Origin of the sequence: Primorskyibacter flagellatus (genome assembly GCF_048268605.1) — a bacterium.
Classification (GTDB): Bacteria; Pseudomonadota; Alphaproteobacteria; order Rhodobacterales; family Rhodobacteraceae; genus Primorskyibacter; species Primorskyibacter flagellatus.
Genome location: NZ_JBLWVF010000015.1, coordinates 20,341 through 34,868 on the forward strand (window position 1 = coordinate 20,341; position 14,528 = coordinate 34,868).

General features: G+C 61.8%; 13 protein-coding genes and 1 riboswitch. Of the genes, 12 read left to right on the top strand and 1 reads right to left on the bottom strand.

Annotation, left to right across the window (positions count from 1 at the left end; genetic code table 11):
* The 6 genes from ACN0WV_RS14780 to ACN0WV_RS14805 all read left to right on the top strand — a co-directional run bounded on the left by ACN0WV_RS14780 (position 1) and on the right by ACN0WV_RS14805 (position 6,860).
* Entirely contained in the window at positions 1–1,569 is a 1,569-nt protein-coding gene (locus ACN0WV_RS14780) for an FGGY-family carbohydrate kinase (RefSeq protein WP_084353092.1), read from the top strand.
* A gap of 3 nt (positions 1,570–1,572) precedes the next feature.
* Positions 1,573–3,081, top strand: coding sequence for a glycerol-3-phosphate dehydrogenase (locus ACN0WV_RS14785; protein ID WP_084353093.1), 1,509 nt, complete (start codon positions 1,573–1,575; stop codon positions 3,079–3,081).
* Positions 3,081–4,013 carry a sugar phosphate isomerase/epimerase family protein gene (locus ACN0WV_RS14790; protein ID WP_084353094.1) on the top strand — a complete coding sequence of 311 codons (933 nt, stop codon included), beginning with the start codon at positions 3,081–3,083 and terminating at the stop codon, positions 4,011–4,013. The genes ACN0WV_RS14785 and ACN0WV_RS14790 overlap by 1 nt, the downstream gene beginning before the upstream one ends.
* A 52-nt stretch (positions 4,014–4,065) precedes the next feature.
* Positions 4,066–4,204, top strand: a riboswitch (FMN riboswitch).
* Between the two features lie 70 nt (positions 4,205–4,274).
* A complete protein-coding gene (locus tag ACN0WV_RS14795) occupies positions 4,275–4,712 on the top strand; it encodes a 6,7-dimethyl-8-ribityllumazine synthase (RefSeq protein ID WP_084353095.1) in 438 nt (145 codons plus the stop codon).
* Between the two features lie 9 nt (positions 4,713–4,721).
* Positions 4,722–5,861 carry an iron-containing alcohol dehydrogenase gene (locus ACN0WV_RS14800; protein ID WP_417606870.1) on the top strand — a complete coding sequence of 380 codons (1,140 nt, stop codon included), beginning with the start codon at positions 4,722–4,724 and terminating at the stop codon, positions 5,859–5,861.
* 24 nt (positions 5,862–5,885) lie between these two features.
* On the top strand, positions 5,886–6,860 hold the full coding sequence (locus ACN0WV_RS14805; RefSeq protein ID WP_417606801.1) for a sugar-binding transcriptional regulator: 975 nt from the start codon (positions 5,886–5,888) through the stop codon (positions 6,858–6,860).
* 21 nt (positions 6,861–6,881) lie between these two features.
* Here ACN0WV_RS14805 and fsa read toward each other — a convergent pair whose 3' ends face one another.
* Positions 6,882–7,535, bottom strand: coding sequence for a fructose-6-phosphate aldolase (gene fsa / locus ACN0WV_RS14810; RefSeq protein WP_084353098.1), 654 nt, complete (start codon positions 7,533–7,535; stop codon positions 6,882–6,884).
* Between the two features lie 342 nt (positions 7,536–7,877).
* On the opposite strand from fsa, the gene ACN0WV_RS14815 reads away from it, so the two are divergent.
* From ACN0WV_RS14815 to ACN0WV_RS14840, 6 genes are all read left to right on the top strand, one after another.
* A complete protein-coding gene (locus ACN0WV_RS14815; protein WP_084353100.1) occupies positions 7,878–8,666 on the top strand; it encodes a DeoR/GlpR family DNA-binding transcription regulator in 789 nt (262 codons plus the stop codon).
* Entirely contained in the window at positions 8,663–9,430 is a 768-nt protein-coding gene (locus ACN0WV_RS14820) for a triose-phosphate isomerase (RefSeq protein WP_084353101.1), read from the top strand. Before ACN0WV_RS14815 ends, ACN0WV_RS14820 begins: the two co-directional genes overlap by 4 nt.
* Positions 9,431–9,447: 17 nt before the next feature.
* Positions 9,448–9,903, top strand: a complete 456-nt coding sequence (gene derI, locus ACN0WV_RS14825) for a D-erythrulose-4-phosphate isomerase (protein ID WP_084353102.1) — start codon at positions 9,448–9,450, stop codon at positions 9,901–9,903.
* A 90-nt stretch (positions 9,904–9,993) separates the two neighbouring features.
* Positions 9,994–11,523: an FGGY-family carbohydrate kinase gene (locus ACN0WV_RS14830; protein WP_084353103.1), complete on the top strand. Its 1,530-nt coding sequence runs from the start codon at positions 9,994–9,996 to the stop codon at positions 11,521–11,523.
* On the top strand, positions 11,516–13,186 hold the full coding sequence (locus tag ACN0WV_RS14835; RefSeq protein WP_179141470.1) for a glycerol-3-phosphate dehydrogenase/oxidase: 1,671 nt from the start codon (positions 11,516–11,518) through the stop codon (positions 13,184–13,186). The genes ACN0WV_RS14830 and ACN0WV_RS14835 overlap by 8 nt, the downstream gene beginning before the upstream one ends.
* Before the next feature lie 326 nt (positions 13,187–13,512).
* Complete coding sequence (locus ACN0WV_RS14840) at positions 13,513–14,460, top strand: substrate-binding domain-containing protein (RefSeq protein WP_084353105.1); 948 nt, start codon at positions 13,513–13,515, stop codon at positions 14,458–14,460.
* The last annotated feature ends 68 nt before the right edge of the window (positions 14,461–14,528 follow it).

The following is a 14,528-nucleotide window of genomic DNA, read 5'->3' on the forward strand; positions in this document are numbered from 1 at the left end:
ATGGCCGATTCGTCCGATCTGATCATCGGCGTGGATGCAGGAACATCCGTCATCAAGGCGGTGGCGTTCGACCTGAAGGGTCAGCAGTTGGCGTCTGCCTCGGTGCGCAATTGCTATGTCATGGGTGCCGACGGATCGGCCACCCAATCGCTGCCTCAGACCTGGGCCGATTGCGTCGCCGCCCTGCGCGGTTTGGGCGAAAAGGTCGGTCGGCTTTCCGAACGTACCGTTGCCGTGGCGCTGACGGGTCAAGGCGATGGGACATGGCTCGTCGACAAATCCAACGAGGCCGTCGGCGATGCTTGGCTCTGGCTTGATGCGCGGGCGGCCCCGACGGTACGGCGGCTGTCCTCGGGCGAAGCGAACCGTGCGCGGTTCGAGGCGACGGGCACCGGGTTGAACACATGCCAGCAAGGCAGTCAGATGGCGCATATGGCTGCCACTTGCCCTGAATTGCTGGATCGTGCGGATGTGGCGCTGCATTGCAAGGACTGGCTGTTTCTGAATCTGACCGGAGTTCGGGCAACCGACCCCTCCGAGGCGAGCTTCACCTTTGGTGACTTCCGGAGCCGGCGATACAGCGACACCGTGATCGCGGCGCTGGGGTTGGAAAATCACCGGCGCCTGCTGCCCGAGATTATCGACGGTGCGCAGGAGACACGGGCCTTGACCGCCCAAGCTGCGACGCAAACCGGCCTTCGTGCAGGCACGCCGGTTTCCTTGGGCTATGTCGACATGGTGATGACGGCGCTTGGCGCGGGCGTGCATACCGGCGACGCAGGCGCGGCCTGTTCCACGGTGGGGTCGACCGGCGTACATATGCGGGCGGTCAGATCCGACGAGGTACATCTCAATGCCGAGGGGACGGGATATGTCATCTGCCTGCCCATCCCTGACCTTGTCACGCAGGTGCAGACCAACATGGCAGCGACGCTTAATATCGACTGGGCGCTGGCGCTGGCCGAAGATTTGATGGCAGAGGTCGGCAGCGCGCCCACCCATGCCCAGATGGTTGCCAAAATCGACGGCTGGATGGCGCGGTCGCGCCCCGGCGCGCTGATTTACCATCCCTATATCTCGGAAGCGGGCGAACGCGGACCTTTCGTCAATGCCGATGCGCGGGCCAGTCTTGTCGGATTGAACGCAGCGCATCGCTTCCCCGACGTGATTCGTGCGGTGATCGAAGGGCTGGGGATGGCCGCGCGTGATTGCTACACCGCCATGGGCGATATGCCCCGCGAATTGCGCCTGACCGGCGGGGCGGCACGATCCGATGCCTTGCGGAAGGTTCTGGCGGCATCGCTCAATACGCCGGTTCGGGTGTCGTCGCGTGATGAGGCGGGGGCCGCGGGCTGCGCGATGATGGCCGCTGTCGCGATCGGTGCCTACGACACGATGGACGCCTGCATTGCAGACTGGACAACGCCGCTTTTGGGAGAACCGGAGGCACCCGACCCGGATCTGGTGCCAGTCTACGACGCCCTTTTTACCAATTATAGACATGCGCGCGAAAGCCTTGCCCCCGTCTGGGACGGGCTGGCGGCGGGGCGTGCCTCGCAAGGAGCCTGAGAGATGACAGATATTCAGAAAGTCGACCTGTTCGTGATTGGCGGCGGTATTAACGGTGCCGGGATCGCCCGCGATGCAGCCGGGCGGGGGCTGAGCGTTGTTCTTTGCGAAAAGGACGATCTGGCCGAGGGCACCTCTTCGCGCTCGGGCAAGCTGGTGCATGGGGGCCTGCGCTATCTGGAATATTACGAGTTCCGCTTGGTCCGCGAGGCGCTGATCGAACGCGAGGTGCTGATGAAGAACGCGCCGCATATCATCTGGCCGATGCGCTTTGTTCTGCCGCATTCGCCGCAGGACCGTCCGGCCTGGCTGGTGCGTCTTGGCCTGTTTCTTTACGACCACTTGGGCGGGCGCAGGAAATTGCCGGGCACCCGCATGTTGAACCTGCACCGCGATCCGGAAGGCGCGGCCATCAAGGACCAATACAAACGGGGTTTCGAATATTCCGACTGCTGGGTGGATGATGCGCGACTTGTCGTGCTGAACGCCGTGGATGCGGCCGAACGCGGCGCGACCGTGCTCACCCGCTCGCCATGCGTTTCGGCGCGGCGCGACGGCAATATCTGGCGGGTGACAACAGAAAGCACCGTGACCGGCGAGACCCGCGAATTCGAGGCCAGACTACTGGTCAACGCCGCCGGCCCCTGGGTAACGGACGTGGTCAACCGCGTGGCAGGCTCCAACAGCGCGCGCAACGTGCGACTGGTCAAAGGCAGCCACATCATCGTGCCGAAATTCTGGAAGGGCGAGAATGCCTATCTGGTACAGAACCACGACAAGCGCGTGATCTTCATCAATCCCTACGAACGCGACAAGGCGCTGATCGGCACCACCGACATCGCCTATGAAGGCCGCGCCGAAGACGTGACCGCCGACGAGATGGAGGTGCAATACCTGATTGACGCGGTGAACAAATACTTCAAGGAACAGTTGACCCGCGAAGACGTGCTGACCACCTTTTCGGGTGTGCGGCCACTCTTCGACGACGGGCAGGGCAACCCGTCGGCTGTGACTCGCGATTATGTCTTCGACATCGACGAAACGGGCGGCGTGCCGCTGTTGAACATCTTCGGTGGAAAGATCACTACCTTCCGCGAACTGGCTGAACGCGGCTTGCACAAGATCCAGAAGTTTTTTCCCCGGATGGGTGCCGACTGGACCGAAGATGCGCCTCTGCCCGGCGGCGATATGGACGCGGCCGATTATGGGGAATTCCGCAACCGGATGAAGCAGGACTACCCCTGGATGCCGCGCGATCTTCGGCGGCATTACGGGCGGCTTTACGGCACCCGGATTGCGCAGATCGTTGACGGTGCAAGCTCGCTTGACGGATTGGGGCGGTATTTCGGCGGCACCCTTTATGAAGCGGAAGTGGCCTATCTTGAAAGCCATGAATGGGCACAGACCGCTGAGGATATTCTTTGGCGCCGAACCAAGCATCGGTTGCATCTTACCGATGCCGAACAGGCCGCATTTACCAAATGGTTCGAAGACAAGCGGGAGGCCGCGTAATGGCGCTGACGCTGTCGCTCAACACCAATCCGCTGGTCAATCGATTTGCTGAACCCGATGACCTGATCGACGCCATCGCCCGCGATATCCGCATTCGCGACATCCAGTTGACCCATGAATTCATCAACCCGTCCTGGCCCGCCCCGGTGATCCGTCGTCTGACCCGAGATATGGGCGCGGCCCTGACGCGCACCGGCGCGCGGGTTACGTCGGGCATGACAGGGCCGTACGGACGGCTCAATCATTTCGGTCATCCTGACCGGGACGTGCGGCGCTATTACGTCGATTGGTTCAAGACCTTCGCGGATATCATCGGCGATCTCGGCGGCACGTCGATCGGCACGCAATTCGCGATCTTCACCTATCGGGACTTTGATGATCCCACCCGCCGCGAGGAATTGCTTCAAATTGCCATCGACTGCTGGTCCGAGGTGGCGGAGCACGCAAAACGCGCCGGGCTAACTAATGTCTTCTGGGAGCCGATGTCGGTGGGACGCGAATTTGGCCACACTATTGCGGAATGCATGAAGCTTCAGGACCGTCTGACTGCTGCGGACATGGCGGTGCCGATGTGGATGATGGCCGACATTGATCACGGCGACGTCACGTCGCCTGATCCCGACGATACCGATCCTTATGCTTGGGCCCGCGCCGTACCCAGGGTTTCGCCGATCATTCACATCAAGCAATCCATGATGGATAAATCGGGCCACCGCCCGTTCACGGCCCAGTTCAACGCAAAGGGGGCAATCCAGCCGGAGCCTTTGTTGAAGACCCTCACCGAGGGTGGGGCAGGGGACAATGAAATCTGCTTGGAATTGTCGTTCAAGGAACGCGAACCAAATGACCGGCAGGTGATCCCGCAAATCGTCGAAAGTGTGGCCTTTTGGGCACCGCATATCGACAGTGGGGTCGATGATCTGAATGTCTGAAACGGCGCGCATGACAGACACTTGCCTTTTCCGGAAATTGCCGTCATGTGAGGCGCGTTCTCAGGGCGGGGTGAAATTCCCCACCGGCGGTGACAGCCCGCGAGCGCTTTTCGATGAATGTCGAAAAGGACAAGCAGACACCGGTGGAATTCCGGGGCCGACGGTCAAAGTCCGGATGGAAGAGAACCAGCCGTCTGGCACCCTGTGCCCGGACGGTTGGAATCGCCTTGGGACCACTTTTGAACAGCAAAGGATGGTTCCATGACTGAAAAGACCAAAATCGCCTTCATCAAAGCCAGGTGGCACGCCGAGATCGTGGATCAGGCGCTGACGGGTTTCGAAAAACGCCTCGCCGAGACAGGCAAGGCGGTAGAGATTGTCGCCTTCGATGTGCCGGGTGCCTTCGAGATGCCCCTGCTCGCGCAGAAGCTGGGCCAAAGCGGCAAATACGACGCCATCGTCTGTGCGGCCCTGGTTGTCGATGGCGGCATCTATCGCCATGATTTCGTCGCGCAAGCGGTTGTGGACGGGCTGATGCGCGCGCAGTTGGACACCGGCGTGCCGACCTTTTCGGTCTCATTGACGCCGCATCATTTCCAACCGACGCCAGAACATATCGGATTTTTCCGTGAGCATTTCGTCAGCAAGGGCGAAGAGGCTGCGGATGCGGTATTGATGATCTCGGCGTTGGAGTTCTAAGCAATGAACCTGTCTGCCTTCCGCTTTGCCACTGCTGCCGAAATTCGCTTTGGCCGTGGCGAAGCGCGGCGGGCGGTGCCGGATCTGGCGCGCCTCGGGCGGGCTGTCTTGTTGGTGCATGGCGCTTCGGCAGCGCGTGCCGACTGGCTGCGCGATGCCTTGACCGGCGAAGGCTGCGCAGTGACGAATTTCGCGGTCTCGGCCGAACCGGATATTGCGCTGATCACGGCGGGCGTTCTCGCCGCGCGCGAGGCCAACGCACGGGCCGTCATCGCCATTGGCGGTGGTGCGGCGATCGACGCGGCCAAGGCCATATCCGCGCTTGTTCCTGCGACGAGGCCGATCCACGATCATCTGGAGGTGGTCGGCAAGGGTCTGCCGCTGGATCTGGACCCCCTGCCATTCGCCGCGCTGCCCAGCACCGCCGGGACCGGGGCGGAAGTCACGCGAAACGCCGTGATCGCGGTGCCCGAGGCCCGACGCAAGGTGTCCCTGCGGGATGCACGCATGTTGCCGCGTTTGGCGGTTGTGGACCCGTCCCTGACTGATGGCTGCCCGCGCGCCGTGACGCTGGCGTCAGGTCTTGATGCCGTCACGCAAGTGATCGAGCCGTATTTGTGTACGCAGGCCAATGCGGTGACAGATGCGCTGTGTCTTTCTGCGATAGAAAACGGATTGCCCGCGCTGATGACCTTGATGGAATGCGAGGATGGGCGCGCGCGCGACGCCATGGCTTGGACCAGCCTGTGCGGCGGCTTGGCGCTGGCCAATGCGGGCTTGGGTGTTGTGCACGGGCTGGCCGGACCGCTGGGCGGGCTGTCGGGCGCGTCTCATGGTGCGATTTGCGGTGCCTTGTTGCCGCACGGGCTGGCCGCGAACGCCGCCCGGGCCACGGGCGACACCGCTCGCCGTATCGACAGGGTAAAACACTGTTTGGCGAACGCGCTGTCGACGAGCCCGGACAACGCCTTTTCATCGCTGGCCGAGTGGTCGCGACACGCCGGGCTGCCGAGGTTGGATGCGCAAGGCGTCACCGCAGAACATCGCGCAACGGCGGCCCGGATGGCGGCCAGTTCGTCGTCGATGAAAGCCAACCCGGTGCCGCTGGATCCGGCGGCACTGGCGGAGATAATGGACAAAGCGCGCTAGGCGCTGACCAACGGAGGATGTGACATGGCCAAGGACCGCAACTCGGGGGACGCCGAGCATTCCTTGGCGATCCGTGCCGCATGGCTTTATTATGTCGGCGGCTTGCGCCAGGCCGAGGTTGCCAAACGGATTGGCGTTCCGTCGGTCAAGGCTCATCGGCTGATCGCTCGGGTTGTGGCAGAGGGTGCCGTCAAGGTTTCGATCGAGGGCGATATCATTGAGTGCATCGAGCTGGAACAGGCGCTCTGCATTCGCTACGGGCTGGAAAACTGCGAAGTCGCCCCGGACCTGGAAGAAGAGGGGATACCGTTCCGGGCGCTCGGTCTGGCCGGTGCGTCCCGGCTCAGGCGTTGGATGGAAAGCGGCGAGGAACTGACCATCGGCATCGGCCATGGCCGTACCCTGGCCGATGCCGTCCGCGTAATGCCCCATTTCGGTACTGCGGGTCTCAGCTTTGTTTCGCTGCTGGGCGGGCTGACCCGCAACTTTGCCGCCAACCCGCATGATGTGATGCACCTTCTGGCAGAGAAAACCGGCGCGCGCGCCTATGTCATGCCGGTTCCGTTCTTTGCGAATACGGCCGAGGATCGTGAGGTTCTGCTTTCGCAACGCGGCGTGGCGGAGGTGTTCCAGATGGCCGAGACGGCCCCGCTGAAGATCGTCGGCATCGGCACGGTTGGGGCGGAAACCCAGCTTGTGACCTCGGGCATGATCGAACCTGCCGAGATCGAGGAAATTGCCGGCGCTGGCGGGGTTGGCGAGTTGCTGGGGCATTTCTTTGACGCGGACGGCAATGCGCTGGAAACGCCGTTGACCCTGCGGACGCTCTCTGTCTCTCTCGATGGCACGCGCGACGACAGGATCATTGCGCTGGCAGGCGGGCCCGAGAAGATCGCACCAATCCGCGCCGTGCTGAAAAGCGGGCGCCTGTCGGGGTTGATTACGGACGAACGCACGGCGCGCGCGCTCCTGGACAAGGTTTCGACCAAGCCCCGCTGACGGGGCCTGGCCAAGCCACTGTCAAAGGATCGACTGCCCGGTTGCGGCCCAATCCTTGGCAAACTGGTCCAGCCCCTTGTCGGTCAGCGTATGATTGGCCAGCCCCTTGATCACCGAGGCCGGGATCGTGGCCACATCCGCGCCCGCGATCGCCGCATCCTTGACGTGATTGGCCGACCGGATCGACGCCGCAAGAATCTGCGTCTCGAACCCGTAATTGTCATAGATTTCGCGGATTTCGTGGATCAGGGTCATGCCGTCGATGTTCAGATCGTCAAGCCGCCCGACGAAGGGTGAAATATAGGTCGCACCCGCCTTTGCGGCCAGGAGCGCCTGATTGGCGGCAAAACACAGGGTCACATTTGTCTTGATGCCTTTGGCGGTGAAGTGGCGGCAGGCTTTCAGCCCGTCCAGTGTCAGCGGCAGTTTGATCACCACATTGTCGGCGATCTGTGCCAGATGCTCGCCCTCGGCGACCATGCCGTCGTAATCCATCGCGGCCACCTCGGCAGAGACCGGCCCGTCGACCACCTCGCAGATTTCGGCGATGACTTCCTTGAAATTCCGGCCCGACTTGGCGATCAGCGACGGATTCGTGGTGACACCGTCGAGCAGACCATAATCGTTCAGTTCCTTGATCTCCGCGATGATGGCGGTGTCGACAAAAAATTTCATTCCATTTCTCCTTGGTTCCGTTTCAGTAAATCGATGTCATTTCAGGCCATGTCCGGTGCTTTGGCGCGGCCGCACGATCGGGATGCGTGCAAGGGTGCCGTCCTCCTGTGTCGGATTTTCCGACCAGATAGTCTGTGTGAGGCGTGTTTCGTCATCACCGATCCAATGCGCCAGATGCAGCCCCTTTATGGCCTTGTCGGGGCGGCGGATCCTTGGACATGGTGTCCTTCTGCGTTGGCGGTTGGATAGCGCAATCCCAAAATTATCACAATACAAAATCACAAAATAACGTTATTGACGATATTTGTGTGGCGTGCAATGTTATGAAAAGGAGGGGTCAGCTTGAAACGTGACGACCGACAACAGGCAATTATGGATCTGCTGGTGACAGAAGGCGAAGTCGATCTGGACGCGCTTTCCGACCGCTTTGCCGTTTCCCGCATGACCATTCATCGCGATCTTGACGATCTTGAAGGCGCAGGTCTTCTGCGCAAGATCAGGGGCGGTGCCACGATCCGATCCGGCACTCAATTCGAAAGCGATTTCCGGTTTCGCGAACGTCAGGACGGTCCTGCCAAGATGGCGATGGCCGAGGCGGCACTTCGACTGATAGAGCCGGGAATGAGCGTGATGATCAACGATGGCTCCATGGCCGCGATTCTCGGACAGATGCTCGTGGTCAAGCGCCCATTGACGGTGATTACCAACAACGCCGCGGTGATCGACGCCCTGAAGACCGAGCCGGGGATCAGTCTGATCGCGCTCGGTGGCGTCTATTCGGCCAAGTTCAATGCGTATTTCGGCAAGGTTACCGAAGATGCGCTTGCCGGACTGCGTGCCGATATCGCTTTCATCTCGACCCCGGCAACCTCCGGGATGGAAGTGTTTCATATGGATGAGACGGTGGTGCGGGCCAAGCGCGCCATGATGGATCAGGGTGCATCATGTGCGCTGCTGGTCAATCACACGCGCTTTGGACGGGCCGCATTGCATCGTCTGGCAATGTTGTCAGAGTTCGATCACATTATTACCGATACAGCCCCCGCCACCGAAACCTGCGCCGCATTGCGTGACGCCGGTTTGACCCTGACACTGTCCGATACCCCGGACGAACAAGAGGCCCTCGGATGACCCAATCCCGATACTGGATCGGCACCAGCTGGAAAATGAACAAGACGCTTGCCGAAGCGCAGGAGTTTGCCAAGGCTCTGGCCGCGGCTGACGGCACGCGCGATCCCCGCATCCAGCGTTTCGTGATCCCGCCCTTCACCGCGGTCCGTGAGGTCGCACAGATCCTGGCCGGAAGCTCTGCGAAGGTCGGCGCCCAGAATATGCACTGGGCCGATCAGGGCGCGTGGACCGGCGAGGTGTCGCCGGTGATGCTGAAAGATTGCGGTCTGGATATTGTCGAACTGGGCCATTCCGAGCGCCGGGAACATTTCGGCGAAACCGATGACACTGTCGGGCTGAAGGTCGAAGCCGCCATACGTCATGGGTTGACCCCGCTGATCTGCATTGGCGAAACTCTGGAAGACCGCGAAGGCGACCGGGCGCAACAGGTTCTGGAGACCCAGGTGCGCGGGGCTTTGGCTCGGCTGAGCCACGACCAGAAGAACGCCGAGATTCTGCTGGCCTATGAACCGGTCTGGGCGATTGGTGAAAACGGCATCCCCGCGACCGCCGAGTATGCCGATGCGCGCCAGGCCGAAATCATTGCCGTGGCCAAGGACGTGCTGGGCCGCCAAGTGGCCTGTCTCTATGGCGGCTCGGTCAACCCCGAGAATTGCGAAGACCTTATCCAATGCCCACATATTGACGGGCTGTTCATCGGGCGGTCCGCCTGGAATGTCGAAGGTTACCTCGACATTCTGCGCCGATGCGCCGCCACATTCTGACCTGAAGGAGACACTCCATGAAAATCGCAGTTGCAGGCGACAGCGCGGGCGAAGGCCTTGCCAAAGCCCTTGCCGACCATCTGAAAGACAAGCACGAGGTCGCCGAAATCTCGCGCACCGATCAGGGCCCGGACGCTTTCTATGCCAACCTGTCGGATCGCGTGGCCTCGGCCGTTCTGGCGGGCGAGTACGACCGTGCGATCCTGTGCTGTGGCACCGGCATCGGCGTGTGTCTGGCCGCCAACAAGGTGCCGGGTATCCGTGCCGCACAATGTCACGACACCTACTCGGCGGGCAAGGCCGCGACGTCGAACAATGCCCAGATCATCACCATGGGTGCCCGTGTGATCGGGGCCGAACTGGCCAAGGACATCGCCGACGCTTTCCTGTCCGCCGCCTTCGATCCCGAGGGCCGTTCGGCCGGGAATGTGAAGGCCATCGACGACGTTGACGCCAAGTACAACAAGGTCTGAACGTCCGCCGACGGGCTGTCCTGCCGGAACCCGCAATCCCAGCGTTGCTCGGCGTTCCGGTTGCGCTGCCGGCTGATACGGAGCCATCACATGGACAGAATCCTGACAATCGACAGCGGGCTGACCGTTACCAAGGCGGTGCTGTTCGACCTTGACGGTAGCCAGATCGCGGTCAGCCGTCGCAACGTGCCCCAATCGAAACCCGCGCCGCGTCGGGTGGAGCGGGACATGGCGGAGTTGTGGCACCAGACGGCCTCTTCGATCCGCGAGGTGCTGGAGACAAGCGCGACCGATCCGGCGCGGATCATCGCTGTCGCCGCAACCGCCCATGGCGACGGGGTATACCTGCTGGACCGTGATGGCGCGCCGCTTGGACCGGGTATCCTCTCGTTGGACAGTCGGGCCGTGGGTGTCGTCGAGGCATGGCAGCGTGACGGCACACAAACAGCGGCATTGAACCTTACTGGCCAGATGCCGCACGCCTCTGCGCCCTCCGCACTTCTGGCATGGATCGCGCGTGAGACACCCGAGCGGTTTGCCCGGATCGGGCATGTGCTGTCCTGCAAAGACTGGTTGTGTTACTGCCTGAGCGGGCATATCGGAGCCGACCGGACCGAGGCCAGCACCTCTTTTACCGATGTCAAAAGTCAGAACTACTCCCCCGACGCGCTGACACTTTTCGGGCTGCGGGATCTGGAAAACGCGCTGCCCGAGGTGGCGCATTCCGCTGAAACCGTCGGGGCAATCACCGCAGAGGCGGCCCGGATCACCGGGCTGGCCAAGGGCACGCCGGTGGTTGCCGGATTGCATGACGTGACGGCCTCGGCGCTTGGGATCGGTGCCCACCGTCCCGACGTCATCGGCATCGTTGCAGGCACCTATTCGATCAATGAATGCGTCTCCACCGCGCCGCAGATTGACGCTGACTGGTTCTGCCGCAATGCGGTCGCACCGGGACACTGGAACAACATGGCGATCTCGCCGGCATCGGCCACAAACTACGACTGGTTTCTTGACACCCTCTGCACCGCAGAGAGGCAAAGCACGGACAGGTCCATCCATGCGCAGCTTGGCCCGGAAATAGACGCCGCGCTGGAGCGGCCCTCGTCGGTTCTCTATCATCCTTATCTCTTCGGCGCGCCGATGGGAGCGGCCCCAAGCGCCGGATTTCTGGGGCTGCGCGGCTGGCATACCCGTGGCGACATGCTTGCCGCGCTTCTGGAAGGCATCGTCTTCAATCACCGCCAGCACATAGATGCCCTGCGCGGCGGCTTTGGCGGCACCGAGGCGCGCCTGACCGGCGGCGCATCGCGCAATGCGACCGTCGCGCAGCTTTTTGCGGACATCCTCGACATGCGCGTCACCGTGACTGACACCGACGAGGCCGCAGCCTGGGGTGCCGCGCTCTGCGCCGGGGCTGCGGTCGGGGCGTTTGACAGGTTCGATGCCGATCCTCGGGACATCGAGGCAAATGCGACGATTTATCGACCGTCCGCCGACCGCGCCGCGCATTATGCCCAACGGTTCACACTTTACAAAGAGGTCGCGGAAACCCTGGGGCCAACCTGGGACAAACTGAATGAACTCGAAGCTATGGGCCGGGGCGCGCGCAATGACTGACGCAGAGATCGACCATTTCGACGTTCTCATTATCGGCGCAGGCGTCAATGGTGCGGGCGTGTTCCGCGATCTCTGTGCGCAGGGTGTGAAATGTCTGATCGTGGACAAGGGCGATTTCGGATCAGGCACCAGCGCCGCCCCGTCGCGGTTGATCCATGGCGGGTTGAAATACCTGGAAACCGGAGAATTGCGTCTGGTCGCCGAGTCGACCTATGAGCGCAATCTTCTCCTGAAAAACGCTGCACATTTGGTCAGGCCGCTTCCCACGGCGATCCCGATCCTGTCCTGGGGCAAGGGTGTCACCGCCGCCCTGCGCACGCTGTTGGGTTCGACGACGGCGCCGCGCAGCCGTGGCGCGCTGTTGGTGAAGGCCGGGCTGGCGATGTATGACTTTTACGGGGCGCGGGCGCGACAGATGCCGAAACACCGCATGGTCGGCGCGCGCCGGGCGCGGGCGGAAATCCCCGCTTTGACGCCCCGGATCAAAGCCCTCGGTACGTATTATGATGCCACCGTGACCGCCCCGGAACGACTGGTGCTTGAACTGATCCAGGACGGGCTGAAAGCGTCGCCCGGATCTGAGGCGATGAACTGGTGCACCGTGATGGGCCAGTCGCAGGGCGTGGTGAGCGTCGGGCCGGAGGGCGGCGAAAACCGCCGCATCAAGCCGCGGATCGTCATCAATGCGGCAGGCCCGTGGATCGACCGTGTGAATGCCGTGCTCGGGCTGGACAGCCGGTATATCGGCGGCACGAAAGGCTCACACGTTCTTTTGGATCATCCAGAGCTTCTGCGCCAGTTGAATGGCAGGATGCTGTATTTCGAGGCCGATGACGGGCGCATCCTTCTGGTCTTGCCGTTTCAAGGGAAAGCGCTTGTCGGGTCCACCGACATTCCTTCGGATGAACCCGACAGGGTTGCCTGCACAGACGATGAAACCACCTATTTCCTTCAAAGTCTGCGCGATCTGCTGCCGGGACTTGCGTTCAGCCGGGATCAGATCGTCTATGCCTATGCGGGCATCCGGCCGCTGCCGAACTCTGATGGCGTGGCACCGGGGCTGATCAGCCGCGATCATTCGGCACCGACAGACCCCGCCACCGGGGGCCGGCCCTTTCCGGTCACGTCGCTGATTGGCGGCAAATGGACGACGTTTCGCGCCTTCTCCGCCCAGGTGACTGACGCGGTGCTCGACGATCTGGGGGTACCGCGCTTGCGCCAAACCGACGACATGCCCATTGGCGGCGGGCGTGACATGCCGCGCAGCGAAGAGGCGCGAACCGCGTGGATCGACGCAGCTGTCCGGACGACGGGTGCCAGATCAGAACGTCTTGCGATATTGCTGGACCGTTATGGCACCACAGCGCATGACATTGCCCGCCATGAAGGGGTCGATCCGGTTGAGCTTGTGGATGCGCCAGACTTCACCGAATCCGAACTTGACTGGATTTTACGGAACGAGCGTGTGGTGCATCTGTCCGACATCCTGTTGCGCCGAACACCCCTCGGAATCAGCGGGCAGTTGACCCCGCGTCTGTGCCGCCGGGTCGCATCCATTTCCGCAGAAGTGCTGAACTGGACTTCCGCGCGCGAACTGTCGGAACTGGCCGACCTTTCGACACTTCTTGCGGAACGTCATGGCCTGCATCTCGATTTTGGGTGACGATCCCAAAGGCGCGCAGGCTATTTCGCAACCATTCCAATCTGATTGAGACGATCGGCGTTTGTCCATGTTGGGGCGCTGGCCGCCGGATGTGCATCGACACCCTGCGAAACCCATTCCGCGAGCGATTGCGACCAGTGAAGCCGACATGGTGGATCAGGCTGCCCCGGCGGTCCGGAGCCCGCTTGCGCGTGCGTCGGAAGTGCGGCGTGAACTATTGCATTATTAAATTTACGTTTGTATGCATGGTGCAGCTTCAACCAATGAAGCCGGAGGAGCACGGCGATCCAGACAGGCGCCGTGAAAGATATTCAGGAGGACATTCTATGTCGAAACTGTTCGTTTCGCTGGCAACCGTCGCGTGCCTAGCAACCGCTTCACAGGTCGCGGCACAAGACGCGCCCGGCACCGTATCCAAGGACAGCTACCGTTTTGTTATCGTGCCGAAAGTCGTGCACCCGTGGTTTGACAAGGTGAACGATGGCGCGCAGATGGCCGCCGCCGCCATCGAGGCCCAGACCGGCGCGACCGTCGAGATCAACTACTCTGCGCCGCAAGCTGCCGACGTCGTGCAACAGAACCAAATCATCGAAAGCTCCATTGCAACGCGCCCTGACGGCATCGCCGTCGACCTGCTCGATCCGGAGGGGAACCGCGCCTCGCTTGAGGATGCCGCCTATCAGGGCATCCCGCTGACGCTGTTTGACAGCGTGCCGCCGGAAGGCATGAATATCCCCTATATCGGGTCCGATTTCTGCGAGCAGGCCAAGATCGCATCGCGTCGCTTGGTGGAAATTCTGGGCGAAGAAGGTCAGGTTGCCATCATGATGGGCGTGCCCTCTGCCCCGAACCATGCGATCCGCGCAGAATGCCACCGCGAGGTTTTTGCCGAATATCCCAACATCGAAGTCGTGGCTGAAGGCATCGACAACGATGATATCCAGATTGCACAACAGCAAGCTGCGGCGATCATGCAGGCCAACCCCGAACTTGACGGCTGGGTCGCTTCCGACGCGGCCGGTCCGGTGGGCATCGGGCAGGCCATCGTCGAAGCGGGCAAGCAAGGCGAAGTGCAGCTTGTCGGTCTCGACAACCTCAACGAGATGCTGGATCTGATCCGCGACGGTGTGGCCGACAGCTCTTCTGCATCGCAGCCGGAGCTGCAAGGCTACTGGTCTGTCATGCTGCTGTGGCAGCAGGCGACTGGCGCGCCAGTGCCGAACTTCATCGACACGGGCAATGCCTTCCTGACGAAGGACAACGTTGACGGCTGATCGCGTCGTTATCCGACAGGTCGCACCCATTGGCGCGACCTGTCATTATTTTCGCTCAAGGAGGACCC